This is a genomic window from Flavobacterium sp. TS_SC_5, from assembly GCF_056156265.1.
Genome location: NZ_CM149588.1, coordinates 3,070,766 through 3,086,162, shown reverse-complemented (window position 1 = coordinate 3,086,162; position 15,397 = coordinate 3,070,766). Strand labels below are relative to the sequence as shown.

At 33.4% G+C, this 15,397-nt stretch carries 15 protein-coding genes and 1 riboswitch; of the genes, 14 read left to right on the top strand and 1 reads right to left on the bottom strand.

Annotated elements, in window-relative coordinates:
* Positions 1-4: 4 nt before the first annotated feature.
* A complete protein-coding gene (locus tag AC0J6S_RS13315) occupies positions 5-502 on the bottom strand; it encodes a GbsR/MarR family transcriptional regulator (protein ID WP_474954254.1) in 498 nt (165 codons plus the stop codon).
* A gap of 163 nt (positions 503-665) precedes the next feature.
* Here AC0J6S_RS13315 and AC0J6S_RS13310 point away from each other — a divergent pair, with 163 nt between their 5' ends.
* From AC0J6S_RS13310 to AC0J6S_RS13245, 14 genes are all read left to right on the top strand, one after another.
* The gene (locus AC0J6S_RS13310) at positions 666-1,532 is read left to right on the top strand and encodes a 3-keto-disaccharide hydrolase (RefSeq protein WP_474954253.1); all 867 of its coding nucleotides are present in this window, start codon (positions 666-668) and stop codon (positions 1,530-1,532) included.
* Between the two features lie 125 nt (positions 1,533-1,657).
* Positions 1,658-2,887, top strand: coding sequence for an HD domain-containing protein (locus AC0J6S_RS13305; RefSeq protein ID WP_474954252.1), 1,230 nt, complete (start codon positions 1,658-1,660; stop codon positions 2,885-2,887).
* 40 nt (positions 2,888-2,927) lie between these two features.
* Positions 2,928-3,971 (top strand): UDP-3-O-(3-hydroxymyristoyl)glucosamine N-acyltransferase, encoded by a 1,044-nt coding sequence (lpxD, locus tag AC0J6S_RS13300; protein WP_474954251.1) that lies wholly within the window; start codon positions 2,928-2,930, stop codon positions 3,969-3,971.
* The gene (locus AC0J6S_RS13295) at positions 3,964-5,352 is read left to right on the top strand and encodes a bifunctional UDP-3-O-[3-hydroxymyristoyl] N-acetylglucosamine deacetylase/3-hydroxyacyl-ACP dehydratase (protein ID WP_474956368.1); all 1,389 of its coding nucleotides are present in this window, start codon (positions 3,964-3,966) and stop codon (positions 5,350-5,352) included. The genes lpxD and AC0J6S_RS13295 overlap by 8 nt, the downstream gene beginning before the upstream one ends.
* Before the next feature lie 87 nt (positions 5,353-5,439).
* Positions 5,440-6,225, top strand: coding sequence for an acyl-ACP--UDP-N-acetylglucosamine O-acyltransferase (gene lpxA / locus AC0J6S_RS13290; RefSeq protein ID WP_474954250.1), 786 nt, complete (start codon positions 5,440-5,442; stop codon positions 6,223-6,225).
* A 57-nt stretch (positions 6,226-6,282) separates the two neighbouring features.
* On the top strand, positions 6,283-6,849 hold the full coding sequence (gene efp / locus AC0J6S_RS13285) for an elongation factor P (protein WP_113665730.1): 567 nt from the start codon (positions 6,283-6,285) through the stop codon (positions 6,847-6,849).
* A 68-nt stretch (positions 6,850-6,917) separates the two neighbouring features.
* On the top strand, positions 6,918-7,847 hold the full coding sequence (locus AC0J6S_RS13280; RefSeq protein ID WP_474954249.1) for a UDP-3-O-(3-hydroxymyristoyl)glucosamine N-acyltransferase: 930 nt from the start codon (positions 6,918-6,920) through the stop codon (positions 7,845-7,847).
* Position 7,848: 1 nt separating this feature from the next.
* Entirely contained in the window at positions 7,849-8,211 is a 363-nt protein-coding gene (locus AC0J6S_RS13275) for a nuclear transport factor 2 family protein (RefSeq protein ID WP_474954248.1), read from the top strand.
* Positions 8,212-8,305: 94 nt separating this feature from the next.
* Positions 8,306-9,178, top strand: coding sequence for a succinate--CoA ligase subunit alpha (gene sucD / locus AC0J6S_RS13270; protein ID WP_035672307.1), 873 nt, complete (start codon positions 8,306-8,308; stop codon positions 9,176-9,178).
* Positions 9,179-9,394: 216 nt separating this feature from the next.
* Positions 9,395-9,817 (top strand): hypothetical protein, encoded by a 423-nt coding sequence (locus AC0J6S_RS13265; RefSeq protein ID WP_474954247.1) that lies wholly within the window; start codon positions 9,395-9,397, stop codon positions 9,815-9,817.
* A 124-nt stretch (positions 9,818-9,941) separates the two neighbouring features.
* Positions 9,942-10,038, top strand: a riboswitch (SAM-I-IV-variant riboswitch).
* A 54-nt stretch (positions 10,039-10,092) separates the two neighbouring features.
* The gene (locus AC0J6S_RS13260) at positions 10,093-11,415 is read left to right on the top strand and encodes a Na+/H+ antiporter NhaC family protein (protein ID WP_474954246.1); all 1,323 of its coding nucleotides are present in this window, start codon (positions 10,093-10,095) and stop codon (positions 11,413-11,415) included.
* A 182-nt stretch (positions 11,416-11,597) separates the two neighbouring features.
* On the top strand, positions 11,598-12,344 hold the full coding sequence (gene fabG, locus AC0J6S_RS13255) for a 3-oxoacyl-[acyl-carrier-protein] reductase (RefSeq protein ID WP_131910322.1): 747 nt from the start codon (positions 11,598-11,600) through the stop codon (positions 12,342-12,344).
* Between the two features lie 101 nt (positions 12,345-12,445).
* On the top strand, positions 12,446-14,473 hold the full coding sequence (locus AC0J6S_RS13250; RefSeq protein WP_474954245.1) for a hypothetical protein: 2,028 nt from the start codon (positions 12,446-12,448) through the stop codon (positions 14,471-14,473).
* Positions 14,474-14,487: 14 nt separating this feature from the next.
* A complete protein-coding gene (locus AC0J6S_RS13245) occupies positions 14,488-15,384 on the top strand; it encodes a LysR family transcriptional regulator (protein ID WP_474954244.1) in 897 nt (298 codons plus the stop codon).
* Positions 15,385-15,397 lie beyond the last annotated feature (13 nt).

Sequence of the window (15,397 nt, the reverse complement as noted above, 5' to 3'; positions counted from 1 at the left end):
TTGATTAATTATTTTTACTGTTATTGATTTCTATTTCTTTGAATTTTTCGATGGTTTTAATCAAAAGTTCCTCCACTTCACATACATGGACTTTATAGGCTTTTACATTTTCCATATTGCATTGTTCCTCTTTACAAGAAATAGTCTGCTCTCTGTACGTGATTAATTTGTCTATTATTTTTTTTTCAAAATCAAGGATTTTGATATAATTAGAAAGTCTTTCACTAAATGGAGATGGTTTAAAATATTTTTTACGATCGCCACTTACTGTGTAGTAATTTATTTTATCCATCTTTAGAAGTAGATTCAAGTTTGTGGAAATAGAGCTTTTACTGGCAGCCATTTTTTCAACTATCTCTTCAAATGTTAACCCGGTCTTGCAACCATCTACTATTAATAATCCAAGAATTCTGGAACCTAATGGCGGTAAATTGTATAATAACTCAAAATGAATTCCGAACATCTCGATGAGTTCTTCTCTCTCTTTTTGGATTGTTGCCATGATTTTTTTTGCAAAAGTAAAGTTAGTTCGTAATTTACCGAACTAAACGAACTTAAAATTATGTTAATTTTCAAGAAAACGATTTCTCTATAACTTATTGTCTTTCGAATAAAAATCTAAAGTTTAACCCTCAATTAGTTATATTTAAATTAAAAGTTAGTTCGTGAAAAAAAAATGCTTAATATTGAAAAGAGAACAATTAGCCTATATTGTATTAAACCAAATGAATTTAACTATGAAATCTAAAGACTTCACGAACTCTTTTTTAATGATTGCCTTATTTTCTGCAACGGCAGCTATGGCGCAACACAAATATGTCAACACGCCGCCGGAGGTTTCACCAATGCCAATGAAACCGGAAATGACTGAAATTTGGGAACCAGAAGTGAAAGTTATTACTCCCGCAAAAACCATTGGAAATGCACCTTCGGATGCCATTATTTTATTTGACGGTAAAAACTTAGATCAATGGGTAAGTCAAAAAGATGCCAGCAAAACTGCACCTTGGAAAATTATTGACAAAGATTACATGGAAGTTGTTCCAGGTTCAGGAGCCATTCAAACCAAAATGTCTTTTGGAGATTGTCAACTGCATTTGGAATGGAGTGCGCCGGATGTTGTTTTAGATGGTGGACAGGCTAGAGGAAATAGCGGTGTATTTTTCCAAAATAGGTATGAATTGCAAATATTGGATTCCTACAATAACAGAACATACAGCAATGGACAGGCGGGAAGCATCTATAAAGATCATCCACCATTAGTTAACGCGGTAAAAACACCATTAGAGTGGAATGCTTATGATGTAATTTATACGGCACCTCGATTCAAAGCAGATGGCAAAATTGATGCTCCAGCTAGAATAACCGTATTTTTGAATGGGGTTTTAGTACAAAATAACACTACTATTAACGGATTGACGCTTTACATAGGTTTACATAATTATCCGTCGTCTCACGGCGAAGATGTTATTTCGCTTCAAGATCACGATTCAAAAAATCAATTTAGAAATATTTGGATTAGAAAACTTTAAAAATAAATAGACTAACGGAGCGCCATAAACGCTCCGTTTTTTTTTTGTTCTAAATCAGTATCAGTAACGCTTCTGTTTTGAAATCTAATTTACTTATATTTGTTGACCTTAAAAACAAACTTATAGTGAGTCAAATCAATAAGCTAAAAATATTCAATGATCCCATTTATGGGTTTATTACCATTCCAAATGCATTAATCTACGATTTAGTTCAGCATCCATATTTTCAACGTTTACGCCGCATTTCCCAAATGGGATTGTCGTATTTAGTATATCCCGGAGCGAATCACACCCGTTTTCATCACGCTTTAGGCTGTATGCATTTGATGCAAAAAGCAGTCGATGTGTTGCGTTTTAAAGGAGTTTCTATTTCTCAAGAAGAAGAAAATGCATTATATATTGCTATTTTACTGCACGATATTGGGCATGGACCTTTTTCGCATGCAATGGAAAAAAGCATTGTTGAAGATGTACATCACGAAGAAATTTCACTGTTATTTATGAACCAATTGAATGTGGAATTTAACGGTCAGTTAAGTTTGGCAATTCAGGTTTTCAAAGGAGAATACAATAGGAAATTCATGTTGCAATTGATTTCCAGTCAGTTGGATATGGATCGAATGGATTATTTAAAACGTGATAGTTTTTATTCGGGAGTGGCAGAAGGAAATGTCAATTCGGAAAGACTGATTCAAATGATGAATGTGGTAGAAGATTATTTGGTAATTGAAGAAAAAGGGATTTATTCTGTAGAAAAGTTTTTGATGTCGAGACGCTTAATGTATTGGCAGGCGTATTTGCACAAAACGAGTTTAGTGGCAGAGTTAATTTTGATGAAAATCTTAAAACGCGCCAAAGAATTAACGTTAAAAGGAGTGCAGTTGCCATGCAGTGAACCGTTATTGTTTTTTATGCAAAACAAGGTAACGATTGATACCTTTGATGCTGAAACTTTAGATTTATTTGCTCAATTAGATGATTTTGATATTATTGGAGCTTTGAAATCTTGGCAAAAACAGGATGATTTTATTTTATCGTCTTTGAGTAAAATGATTGTCAACAGAGATTTATTAAAAATAAAATTAACCAGTGAAAAAGTAGTGATTGAAGAATTACAGCCGCTAAAAGAACGATTTGCACTGGAAAATAATATTTCATTATTAGAAACTAATTATTTTATTTTTAAAGGCAAAATAAAAAATCAGGCGTACAGCAAAGAAGCGGAACCGATACGAATTTTGAAAAAAGACAGCACAATTGAGGACGTTATAGAATCTTCTGACCAGCTGAATTTAAAATCGTTATCTAAATTAGTGACTAAGTATTATATCTGTTTCCCAAAACAACTGTTATAAAAACGTCATTTAAAATCTATTTTTTTATATTTTTGTCGGGATGAAATTTACAGCAGAACAAATAGCGGGGATTTTAGAAGGAGTAGTGGTAGGGAATCCCATGGCCGAAGTTTTTAGATTGTCAAAAATCGAAGATGGCACGGAGGGATCGCTTACTTTTTTATCAAATCCTAAATATCTTAATTATATATATTCTACAAAAGCTTCCGTAACAATTGTTAATGAGACTTTTGAACCAGAATCACCCTTGACTACAACATTAATAAAAGTACAGGATGCGTATGCCGCATTTTCTAAATTATTGGAGTTTTATAATCAGGTGAAATTAAATAAAAGTGGAATAGAGCAACCTTCTTTTCTTTCACAAAGTGTAAAATACGGAGATAATTTATATCTTGGTAGCTTTAGTTATGTGGGACAGAATGTAGTTTTGGGAAAAAATGTAAAAATATATCCCAATTGTTTTGTTGGAGATAATGTGGTAATTGGCGATAATGTATTGTTATTTGCAGGCGCAAAAATATATTCGGAGACGGTGATTGGGAATAATTGTACCATTCATTCCGGAGCTATTATTGGCGCTGATGGTTTTGGTTTTGCACCAAATCCAGACGGATCGTATACTAAGATTCCGCAAATAGGAAACGTAATTATTGAAGATAATGTTGATATAGGTTCATGTACCACAATAGATAGGGCCACAATGGGATCAACAATTATTAGAAAAGGAGTAAAGCTTGACAATCAAATTCAGATTGCTCATAATGTTGAAATTGGAGAGAATACCGTAATTGCTGCTCAAACAGGGGTTGCTGGTTCTACAAAAATTGGAAAAAATGGGATGATTGGCGGTCAAGTTGGAATATCCGGGCACTTAACCATTGGAAATAATGTTCGAATCCAAGCGCAATCCGGTGTGGGACGAAATATAAAAGATGATGAAATCTTGCAAGGAAGCCCTACATTTGGATACAATGATTTTAGTAAATCGTATGTTCATTTTAAGAATTTACCGAAAATCGTTGCAGAAATAGAAGAATTAAAAAAACAAATATTAAACCAAAAAAATGGAAACAATGGTTAAACAGAAGACCATCAAGACAGAAATTTCGCTAACTGGAGTTGGATTACACACAGGAAAAGAAGTAAAAATGACTTTTAAACCTGCTCCAGTGAATAATGGTTTTACTTTTGTTCGAGTAGATCTTGAAGGACAACCTATTATTGAAGCAGATGCGAATTATGTTGTAAACACGCAAAGAGGAACCAATTTAGAGAAACTTGGCGTAAAAATACAGACACCTGAACATGTTTTAGCAGCATTAATTGGTTGTGATTTAGATAATGTCATTATTGAATTGAACGCCTCTGAACTTCCTATAATGGATGGCTCTTCTAAGTATTTTGTAGAAGCGCTTGAAAAAGCAGGTTTTGAAGAGCAAAATGCAAAAAGAAATGTATATGTTGTCAAAGAAGTAATTTCTTTTACTGACGAAGCATCAGGAAGTGAAATTTTAGTAATGCCGAGCGATCATTATTGTGTTACCGCAATGGTTGATTTTGGCACTAAAATTTTAGGAACTCAGAATGCAAACATGAAAAGTATTGCTGATTTCAAAACTGAAATATCACAGTCCAGAACCTTCAGCTTTTTACACGAATTAGAATCTCTCTTGGAAAATGGTTTGATAAAAGGTGGTGATTTGAATAATGCAATTGTTTATGTTGACAAAGAAATTTCAGCAGCAACAATGGAAAATTTAAAAGTTGCTTTTGGAAAAGACGAAATTACAGTTAAACCAAATGGAATTTTAGATAATCTCACATTACATTATCCAAACGAAGCTGCAAGACATAAATTACTTGATGTTGTAGGTGATTTGGCTTTAATTGGAACAAGAATTCAAGGAAAGGTAATTGCGAATAAACCTGGGCATTTTGTTAATACACAGTTTGCAAAAAAAATGGCGAAAATCATAAAAATAGAACAAAGAAATTATGTTCCTGTTTATGATTTAAACCTAGAACCTTTGATGGATATTCATAAGATTATGGCGGTTTTACCTCACAGACCACCGTTTTTATTGATTGACAGAATCATTGAAATGTCTGAAACCCATGTTGTGGGAATGAAAAATGTTACCATGAATGAAAACTTCTTTGTGGGTCATTTTCCTGAAGCTCCAGTTATGCCGGGTGTTTTAATTGTGGAAGCAATGGCGCAAACAGGTGGAATCTTAGTGTTAAGTACTGTTCCGGATCCTGAAAATTATTTGACGTATTTCATGAAAATTGACAATGTCAAATTCAAGCATAAAGTTTTGCCTGGTGATACTTTAATTTTTAAATGTGATTTAATTACGCCAATCAGAAGAGGAATTTGCCACATGCAAGCAAATGCTTACGCAAATGGTAAATTGGTTGCTGAAGCGGAATTAATGGCGCAAATTGCAAAAAAACAATAGACTTAGGTTGAAAACGTTACAATTGAATCTCAACAAGAATTGATTGGAGTTTTTATTCTGATAAATATAAAAAATAAATAATAGCTGATGAATCAACCACTAGCCTACGTTCATCCAGGCGCCAAAATAGCCAAGAATGTTGTCATCGAGCCATTTACAACCATTCACAATAACGTAATTATTGGGGATGGAACTTGGATTGGGTCGAATGTTACGATAATGGAAGGCGCAAGAATTGGAAAAAATTGCAATATATTTCCAGGTGCTGTAATATCGGCAGTTCCTCAGGATTTGAAATTTGGAGGAGAAGATTCTTTGGCAATAATTGGAGACAATTGTACGATTAGAGAGTGTGTCACCATCAATAGAGGAACGATTGCATCAGGTCAAACGACTTTAGGTAATAATTGTTTGGTAATGGCAACCGCTCATATTGCTCACGATTGTCATATAGGAGATAACGCTATTATTGTGAACGGAGTCGCTTTGGCCGGTCATGTAACCGTTGGTAACTACGCTGTTATTGGTGGGTTGGCTGCAATTCATCAATTTATTCATATTGGCGATCACGCGATGATTTCTGGTGGATCTCTGGTTCGAAAAGATGTTCCCCCTTATACAAAAGCAGCAAAAGAACCATTATCATATGTTGGAATTAATTCTGTAGGATTGAGAAGACGCGGTTTTACTACCGAAAAAATCCGTGAAATTCAGGATATTTACAGAATTCTTTATCAAAAAAATTACAATACTACTCAGGCTCTGGGTATTATTGAAGCTGAAATGGAAGCAACACCGGAAAGAGATGAAATCATTGATTTTATTCGAAATTCATCAAGAGGAGTAATGAAAGGATATTCTGGGAACTACTAAAAAAAAGTAATTTCAGTTACCAAAAAATAAAAATAGTAATAAAAAATAAACATTCAAATGGCATCTACATCAGATATTAAAAACGGATTGTGTATCAAATACAACAACGATATTTACAAAATTATTGAATTTCTTCACGTAAAACCAGGAAAAGGTCCAGCTTTCGTTAGAACTAAATTAAGAAGTTTGACAAACGGAAAAGTCCTAGACAATACGTTTTCAGCTGGTCATAAAATCGAAGAAGTTCGAGTTGAAAATCATAAATTTCAGTTTTTATACCCTGAAGGCGATGATTTTCATTTTATGAATACAGAAACTTTCGAACAAATTACTTTGAATAAAAATATTTTAGATTCACCAGACTTATTGAAAGAAGGAGAAAATGTAATGGTAAGTATCAACACTGAAACTGACTTACCGCTATCAGTAGATATGCCGGCATCTGTTATTCTTGAAGTAACTTATGCTGAACCAGGAATTAAAGGAAATACTGCTACAAATGCAACAAAATCAGCAACTGTTGAAACGGGTGCAACTGTAAATGTTCCTTTGTTTATCAATGAAGGGGACAAAATAAAAATTGATACTGCATCAGGTTCTTATATGGAACGTGTAAAAGAGTAGATTACAGTGTTCAGTATTCAGTTTAAAAAGGAGCTGAATACTGAATATTGAAACCGAACATTAAATTTATGAAATTCCAAAAATTTTACACTTTAGAAGAAATTGCTACTATCATCGACTGTGAATATGTTGGTGATAAAGATTTTCCAGTGACTGGAATGAATGAAATTCACGTTGTTGAATCTGGAGATATTGTTTTCGTAGATCATCCTAAGTATTACGACAAAGCATTAAATTCAGCGGCAACAATAGTTTTAATCAATAAAAACGTTACTTGTCCAGATGGAAAAGTACTGTTGATTTCTGAAGATCCCTTTAGGGATTTTAATAAATTGACAAATTATTTCAAGCCATTTCAATTTTCGAATGGTTCAATAGCTACTTCAGCTTATATAGGAGAAGGGACTGTAATACAGCCAAATGCATTTATTGGGAATCATGTTGTTATTGGGAAGAATTGTTTGATTCATTCTAATGTTTCGATTTATGATTACACCGTGATTGGAGATAATGTAATCATTCATGCCGGAACTATTCTGGGTGCTGATGCATTTTATTATAAGAAACGACCTGAAGGATACGATCAATTACGTTCTGGCGGAAGAGTGGTCATCAAAAATAATGTGGGAATAGGGGCGCTTTGTACTATTGACAAAGGAGTTACAGGTGATACCACTATTGGTGAGGGTACAAAAATTGACAATCAGGTACATGTTGGACATGACACTGTTATTGGGAAAAAATGTTTGATAGCTTCACAAACCGGAATTGCTGGTTGTGTAATCATTGAAGACGAAGTTACTATTTGGGGACAAGTAGGAACTACCAGCGGGATAACAATAGGAGCAAAGGCAGTGATTATGGGACAAACTGGTGTCACAAAATCAGTTGAAGGAGGAAAATCGTATTTTGGTACTCCAATAGAAGAATCAAGAGAAAAATTGAAACAACTGGCAAATATTAAGAAGATTCCAGAAATTTTAAATAAACTAAAATAATATGTCTGCTAAAGAAATCGTTCAGAAATTTTATAAATCAGATGCTTTCATCGATAGCGAGGTCATAAAAGATTTTTTGCATCCTGAAGTTATCGTCGAATGGAACAGCAGCAAAGGATTAGTTCAATTAGATTATGATTCCTTGGTAAGTTTATCCAATGATTTGAGCAAGGCATATGTACGTTCGAAAGTTCGTATCAGTCACATTTTATCTGAAAATGATTTAATTTCCGTTCGTTATTCTCATTTTGTGAAAACGATTGAGAATCCAAGGGAAGAGATGTTACTAGCACATTTTATTGTTATTTGGCAATTAAAAGACAATAAATTATTTCGAGGCTATCAAATGAGCCAATTATCCTAATTTAGTGTCAAAAAACTGAATGCTGAATACGGATTACTGATTAGTATTTTATACTTTTGCATAACGATTTTAAAAACTACATAAAAAATATATCATGAGTGTTTTAGTTAATAAAGATTCCAAAATAATTGTTCAAGGTTTTACAGGAAGTGAAGGAACTTTCCATGCTTCTCAAATGATTGAGTACGGTACTAACGTTGTTGGTGGTGTAACTCCTGGAAAAGGTGGGACAACTCACTTAGACAGACCAGTTTTCAATACTGTAAAAGATGCTGTAGAACAAGCAGGTGCTGATACAACTATCATTTTTGTACCGCCGGCTTTTGCTGCAGATGCAATTATGGAAGCTGCAGATGCCGGAATAAAAGTAATTATTGCAATTACTGAAGGAATTCCTGTTGCTGACATGATAAAAGCAAATAGTTATGTTAAAGAGAGAAACGCACGCTTAATCGGTCCAAATTGTCCTGGAATTATTACTCCGGGTGAAGCTAAAGTTGGTATCATGCCAGGTTTTGTTTTCAAAAAAGGAACTGTTGGTATTGTTTCTAAATCTGGAACATTAACATACGAAGCTGCTGACCAAGTTGTAAAACAAGGATTAGGAATTACTACTGCAATTGGTATTGGTGGAGACCCAATCATTGGGACTACTACTAAAGAAGCGGTTGAATTACTGATGAATGACCCAGAAACAGAATGTATCGTAATGATAGGTGAAATTGGTGGACAATTAGAAGCTGATGCTGCTCATTGGATTAAAGCTGATGGTAACCGTAAACCAGTTGTAGGTTTCATCGCAGGAGTTACTGCTCCTCCAGGACGTACAATGGGACATGCAGGTGCAATCGTTGGTGGATCTGACGATACTGCTGAAGCTAAAAAACAAATCATGAGAGAATGTGGAATTCACGTAGTAGATTCTCCAGCTGAAATTGGTAAAAAAGTAAAAGAAGTTTTAGGTTAATCTAAACTCCAATTAAATATTTCTAGAAGCCTCACAATTTGTGGGGCTTTTTTATTATTAATTGAATTAAAGAAATATCTTTGCACTTTATTAAATATTCTGTTTTTGCAGATTCAATTATAATAAGAACAAACATAAACGACTGAATTCTAATGGGCCTCACGGTTTTGTGGGGTATTTTTTTGCCGAAATCAGTTTAAATAAAAATAAAATAATATGTACAAAGAGTTAAAAAAATTCAAAGTTACCAATCAGTTTTCATTCACCACAGAGGATAGTTTAGCAGAAGTTTGCAACGCATCAGAAGGATCTGGAGTATTTTTAGTGTATTCCGTTGGAGATGAAAAAGAGTTAATTATGGTTGCTTCTACTGGAACTGTTCAGAATAATGGAACTTTAAAAATCAAAAATGGAGGTTTGAAAGATAAGATTGTTGAAGGACACCAATTTGCAAAAACTGGAAGAAAATATTCTTGGCCCGCACAAATGAAAATCGAAGATATCAGCACACTAGAAGTAGTTTGGTATGAAACATTTAATGATAAGACTAAAGTAATCCCAACATTTGTAGAAGGACAAGTTTTACAAAACTTCCTTGATGAAAATGGAAGATTGCCAAAATGGAACGTAGCTTTCTAAAAAGTTAACAACTGTTTTTTAGTATTTTATAATTAAGCGCTGCATTTTTATGTGACGCTTTTTTTGTATTATTATTTTTTTGAATGAAATTCGAAATATTTCATAAATAATTAATTACTTTTGCACCCGTTATCACGAATCCTTCAATAGGATAGCAACCTGCAACAACAAGCAAGGTGCTAAAACGATAAGCCAAATCCTTTGGAAAAAATGTTGTTTACATTCCCATATTTAGCTTTGTTTTTCCTCATAATTTCTAATTTTAAATTATTTTTATGACTTTATTTTCCAAAGACAAAGGAAATGCCTTTGCATTAATCCCTTTATTTGTTTTTATTTTTACTTTTTTGGGAGCAGGAATCATTTTGAATGATTTTTATGCTTTTCCATCACCGGTGGCTGTTTTAGTTGGTATTATCGCTGCTTTTTTACTTTTCAAATCCTCAACTGAGGATAAAGTTGCTACATTAATTGCAGGATGTGGGGAAAGCAAAATTATGACCATGTGTTTAATTTACTTGCTAGCGGGAGCGTTCGCAGTGGTAAGTAAAGCGATGGGCGGTGTTGATGCTGTCGTGAATCTTGGAATAAATACTATCGACGTTGCCTATTTTCCGTTAGGAATTTTCTTGATAGCTTCTTTTTTATCAACTGCTACAGGAACTTCGGTTGGTGCAATTGTAGCGATTGGTCCTATTGCTGTTGCATTAGCTGATAAAAGTGGTGCTTCATTACCGCTTATATCTGGCGCTTTATTAGGAGGTTCTATGCTTGGTGACAATCTTTCCATGATTTCTGATACTACAATTGCAGCAACGCAATCATTAGGATGTGATCTAAAAGATAAGTTTAAAATCAACTTGTTTATAGCTTTTCCAGCTGCAATTTTGACTATTCTGGTTTTCTTTTATCTTGGTTTAAACTCGGATATTGTCACAGTTGCTATAGAAAAAAATAATTTTTCCTGGATTGCAATTGTGCCTTATCTTTTAGTAATAGTATTGGCGGTTGTAGGTGTTAATGTTTTTTCAACGCTGCTTATTGGTACTTTATTAGCAGGAATCATTGGATATTTTAGTGGTTCGTTTACGCTAATGGAGTTTACTCAAAAGATCTATGAAGGTTTTACCAGCATGACTGATATTTTCTTATTATCCATGCTTACCGGAGGTTTAGCTGCTATGGTAGATAAAGCGGGTGGAATAACGTATTTATTAGTTCAAATTAAAAAAAGAATCAAAAGTAAAAAATCAGCTCAAGCGGGAATTGGCGCTTTGGTAGGTTTTGCTAATCTAGCTATAGCTAACAATACGGTTTCTATTGTAATCACGGGGCCAATTGCAAAAGAAATTAATGATGAATATGATTTAAATCCTAAAAAAACAGCTGCGATTTTGGATATTTTTTCGTGTATAATTCAAGGGATTTTACCATATGGTGCTCAAATATTGCTTATATTGAACTACGCTAATGGCAAATTAGATTTTTTTGACTTAATTAGTAATGCATGGTATCATCTATTTCTACTAGTTTTTACATTAGTGGCTATTTATAGTTCGTTTTGGGACAAATGGACAAAGCGATTCTTTAAAATTTAAGAGTTGAATCTTGACTGTTCTTGCTTTTGAATTTTTTTTAAAAAGAGAATTATTCTATATTTGACGGGTGTAAGATAGCCCTGATAGTAGTGAAAATCCTTTTATGTGAGCGATAGCGATCCTAAAAGATTGAAGCGGATAGCAGGAATAGCTTCAAATAAATTTTAAACTTATTTTTGAATATGAAATTACTAGAAGGAAAAGTGGCCATAATTACTGGTGCGAGTCGTGGAATTGGAAAAGGAATTGCTGAAGTTTTTGCAAAACATGGTGCAAATGTTGCCTTTACATATAGTTCATCAGTAGAATCTGCTTTGGCTCTTGAAAACGAATTAAACGCTATTGGAATTAAAGCCAAAGGATATCAATCGAATGCTGCCGATTTTAATGATGCTCAAACTCTTGTCGATGCTGTTTTAGCTGAATTTGGAACGGTTGATATTCTAATAAACAACGCCGGAATTACTAAAGATAATCTTTTGATGCGTATGTCTGAAGAAGATTTTGATCAAGTAATTGATGTTAACTTGAAGTCGGTTTTTAATATGACTAAAGCCATTCAACGTACGTTTTTGAAGCAACGTTCTGGTTCAATTATCAATATGAGCTCTGTTGTGGGAGTAAAAGGAAATGCTGGACAAACTAATTATGCTGCTTCTAAAGCGGGAGTTATTGGTTTTTCTAAATCTGTAGCTTTGGAATTAGGATCACGTAACATTCGTTGTAATGTAATTGCTCCGGGTTTTATAGAAACGGAAATGACGGCTAAATTAAATGAAGATGTTGTAAAAGGATGGAGAGACGGAATTCCGTTGAAACGTGGCGGAACGACCGAAGATGTTGCTAATGCTTGTCTTTTCTTTGCTTCGGATATGAGCGCTTACGTAACTGGACAGGTTATGAATGTTTGTGGGGGAATGCTTACTTAAAAATTAATTGAAAGATTGTAAAATTCAAAGATTTAAAGATTTTTGAATTGTGTAATTAATTTTTTAATCATTAAATCCTTCAATCTTTTAATAAAGAATAAATGACAACAAACACGCTACTATTATTACTGCTTTCTTTACTAATAGCTGGTGGTTTGTCGTTTTTTCAATACATCTACAAAGCCAAAAACAAATCGAAAGTCGGTTGGTTTTTGGCTTTTTTGCGTTTTTTATCCATTTTTGGAATTTTATTGTTATTAATTAATCCAATATTAACTAAAAATACGCTGGAAACGGTAAAAACGCCTTTGCCGATTGTTGTTGATAATTCAAGTTCTATTTCTTTTTTGAATGCTAATGAAAAAGCATTGGAATTGTATAAAAGAATACAATCAAATTCAGATTTACGAGAGAAATTTGATGTGCAATCGTATCAGTTTTCGGATGATTTTGAACCTACGGAAAAATTTGATTTTAAAGGAAAGCAAACTAATATTGATGTTGTAGCCAAAAATCTAAAAAGCATTTATAAAAACACAATTTATCCAACAGTTTTGATTACCGACGGAAACCAAACTTCCGGGAATGATTACGTTTTTAGTTTTGATGCAGTAAATAAAGTATATCCTGTCATTGTAGGTGATACGACAACTTTATTAGATTTTAAAATCAATCAGCTGAACGTTAATAAATATGCTTTTCACAAAAATAAATTTCCTGTAGAAGCTTTTTTGCAGTATTCAGGAACTAAAAATGTAACAGCTGATTTTATCATTTCACAAGGCAATTCTGTATTAAGTAAACAATCCATTGCCTTTTCACCTTCTAAAAAAACAGCAACTGTAAACATACTTTTACCGGCTGATAAAATAGGATTACAAGTTTTTAAAGCTACAATTTCATCAAAAGAAAAGGAAAAAAATACTTATAACAATACCAAGAATTTTGCGGTTGAAGTCATTGACCAAAAAACAAATATTGCTATTATTTCAGCTATAAGTCATCCTGATTTAGGCGCGATGAAAAGAGCAATTGAATCGAATGTACAGCGTAAAGTAATAATTGTTAAACCAAATGAAATCAAATCATTACAAGATTATAATGTTTTGATTATATATCAACCGACAACAGACTTTAAAACTATTTTTGAGAATAATAAAGTTGCCGGAATTAATACGTTTATCATTACTGGAAACAACACCGATTTCAATTTTCTTAATCAGCAGCAGGATAATTTGAACTTTAAAATGAGCGGACAAAAAGAAGATTATTTGTCGGTTTTTAATGGGCAGTTTAATTTATTTGCAGCTGACAATATCGGCTTTGAAAATTTACCGCCTTTGCAGAATGCTTTTGGAACCGTTACCGTAAAAGGTGCGGTGTCTGTTTTGCTTTCGTCCAAAATCAGATCTATAGATACCAATTCACCTTTGTTGGCTTTTGCCGAAAATCAGGGCAAAAGAGCCGCTTATCTTTTAGGAGAAAACAGTTGGAAATGGCGTTTGCAAACCCATGTCAACAATCAATCCTTTGAAAAATATGATGTTTTCATCGATAAGATTATTCAATTTTTGGCTTCTAATAATTCTAAAAAATCACTGGTGGTTGAACATGAAAGCTTCTATAATTCAGGTGAAGCCATTGCAATAACCGCTCAATTTTTCAATAAAAATTACGAGTTTGATGAAAAAGCCCGTTTGACAATTGCGGTGACCAATACTAAAACGAAGCAAACTAAAAATTACGATTTATTAAAAGGAAATAATTCCTACAAAGTCAATCTTGATGGATTGAAAGCGAGTTCTTATGTGTTTACAGTAAAAGAATTGAATTCTAAAACGACCTATTCCAGTAGTTTTGAAATTCTTGATTTTGATATCGAAAAGCAATTTGTCAATCCCGATGTGGAGAAATTGACACAATTAGCCACGCAAACGCAAGGAAAAGCTTTTTTCACAGACCAAGTTGATGTGTTGATTAAAACGCTTTTGGAAAATGATGAATTTAAAGCGATAGAGAAGAACATTGTAACTAAAACTCCTTTGATAGATTGGATTTGGTTATTGGTTTTAATTTCATTTTTGTTGGCAACGGAATGGTTTGTTCGAAAATACAACGGATTACTCTAATACAATTAAACAACATGGATTTTAGACTGAAAGTATTTTATACTGTTGCAAATCGTTTGAGTTTTACAAAAGCCGCAACGGAATTATTCATTACGCAACCTGCGATTTCCAAACATATTCAAGAGTTAGAAGAGCAGTATAAAATCAAATTGTTTAACAGGAATGGTTCAAAAATCGCATTGACACCTGCAGGTGAAATGTTATTAAAACATACCAAAAACATTTTCGAACTATATCGCGAGATCGATTTTGATATGAGCACGCTCATTAATCAACGTTCGGGATTATTGCGATTAGGTGCCAGTACAACTATTTCTCAGTATATAATTCCGCCACTTTTAGCCCATTTCCATCAAAAATTGCAAGATGTAAAAGTGAGTTTACTCAATGGAAACACGGAGCAAATAGAAAATGCGCTTTTAAAACAGGAAGTTGAAATAGGAATTGTTGAAGGGCAGTCGAAAAATAAGTCCATTAAATATACCGAATTTTTAAAGGATGAATTGGTTTTAGTTTGTAGGAGTTCCAATCCATTAGTCAGTCTTGATGAAGTGACTCAGGAGGATCTAAAAAAAATGCATTTTTTAATGCGGGAACAAGGTTCAGGAACACTTGAAGTTATTGAACATGCGTTAAAACCATTTGACATTAAACTATCGGAATTACAAATTGAAATGCAATTGGGAAGTACCGAAAGTATAAAATCCTATTTGATGAACTCTGACTGTGTGGCTTTTATATCGATTCATGCGATAAAAAAAGAACTTCGGAACAATGAATTGGCCATATTAGATATTAAAGACTTAGTTATTGAACGTTTCTTTTACGTCATTACTTTACAAGGAAAAACGGATTCATTAGCGAATTTGTTTATCCAAAACATTTCCAATCATTATAATTTAAAGTTATAGCGGATTATAATTT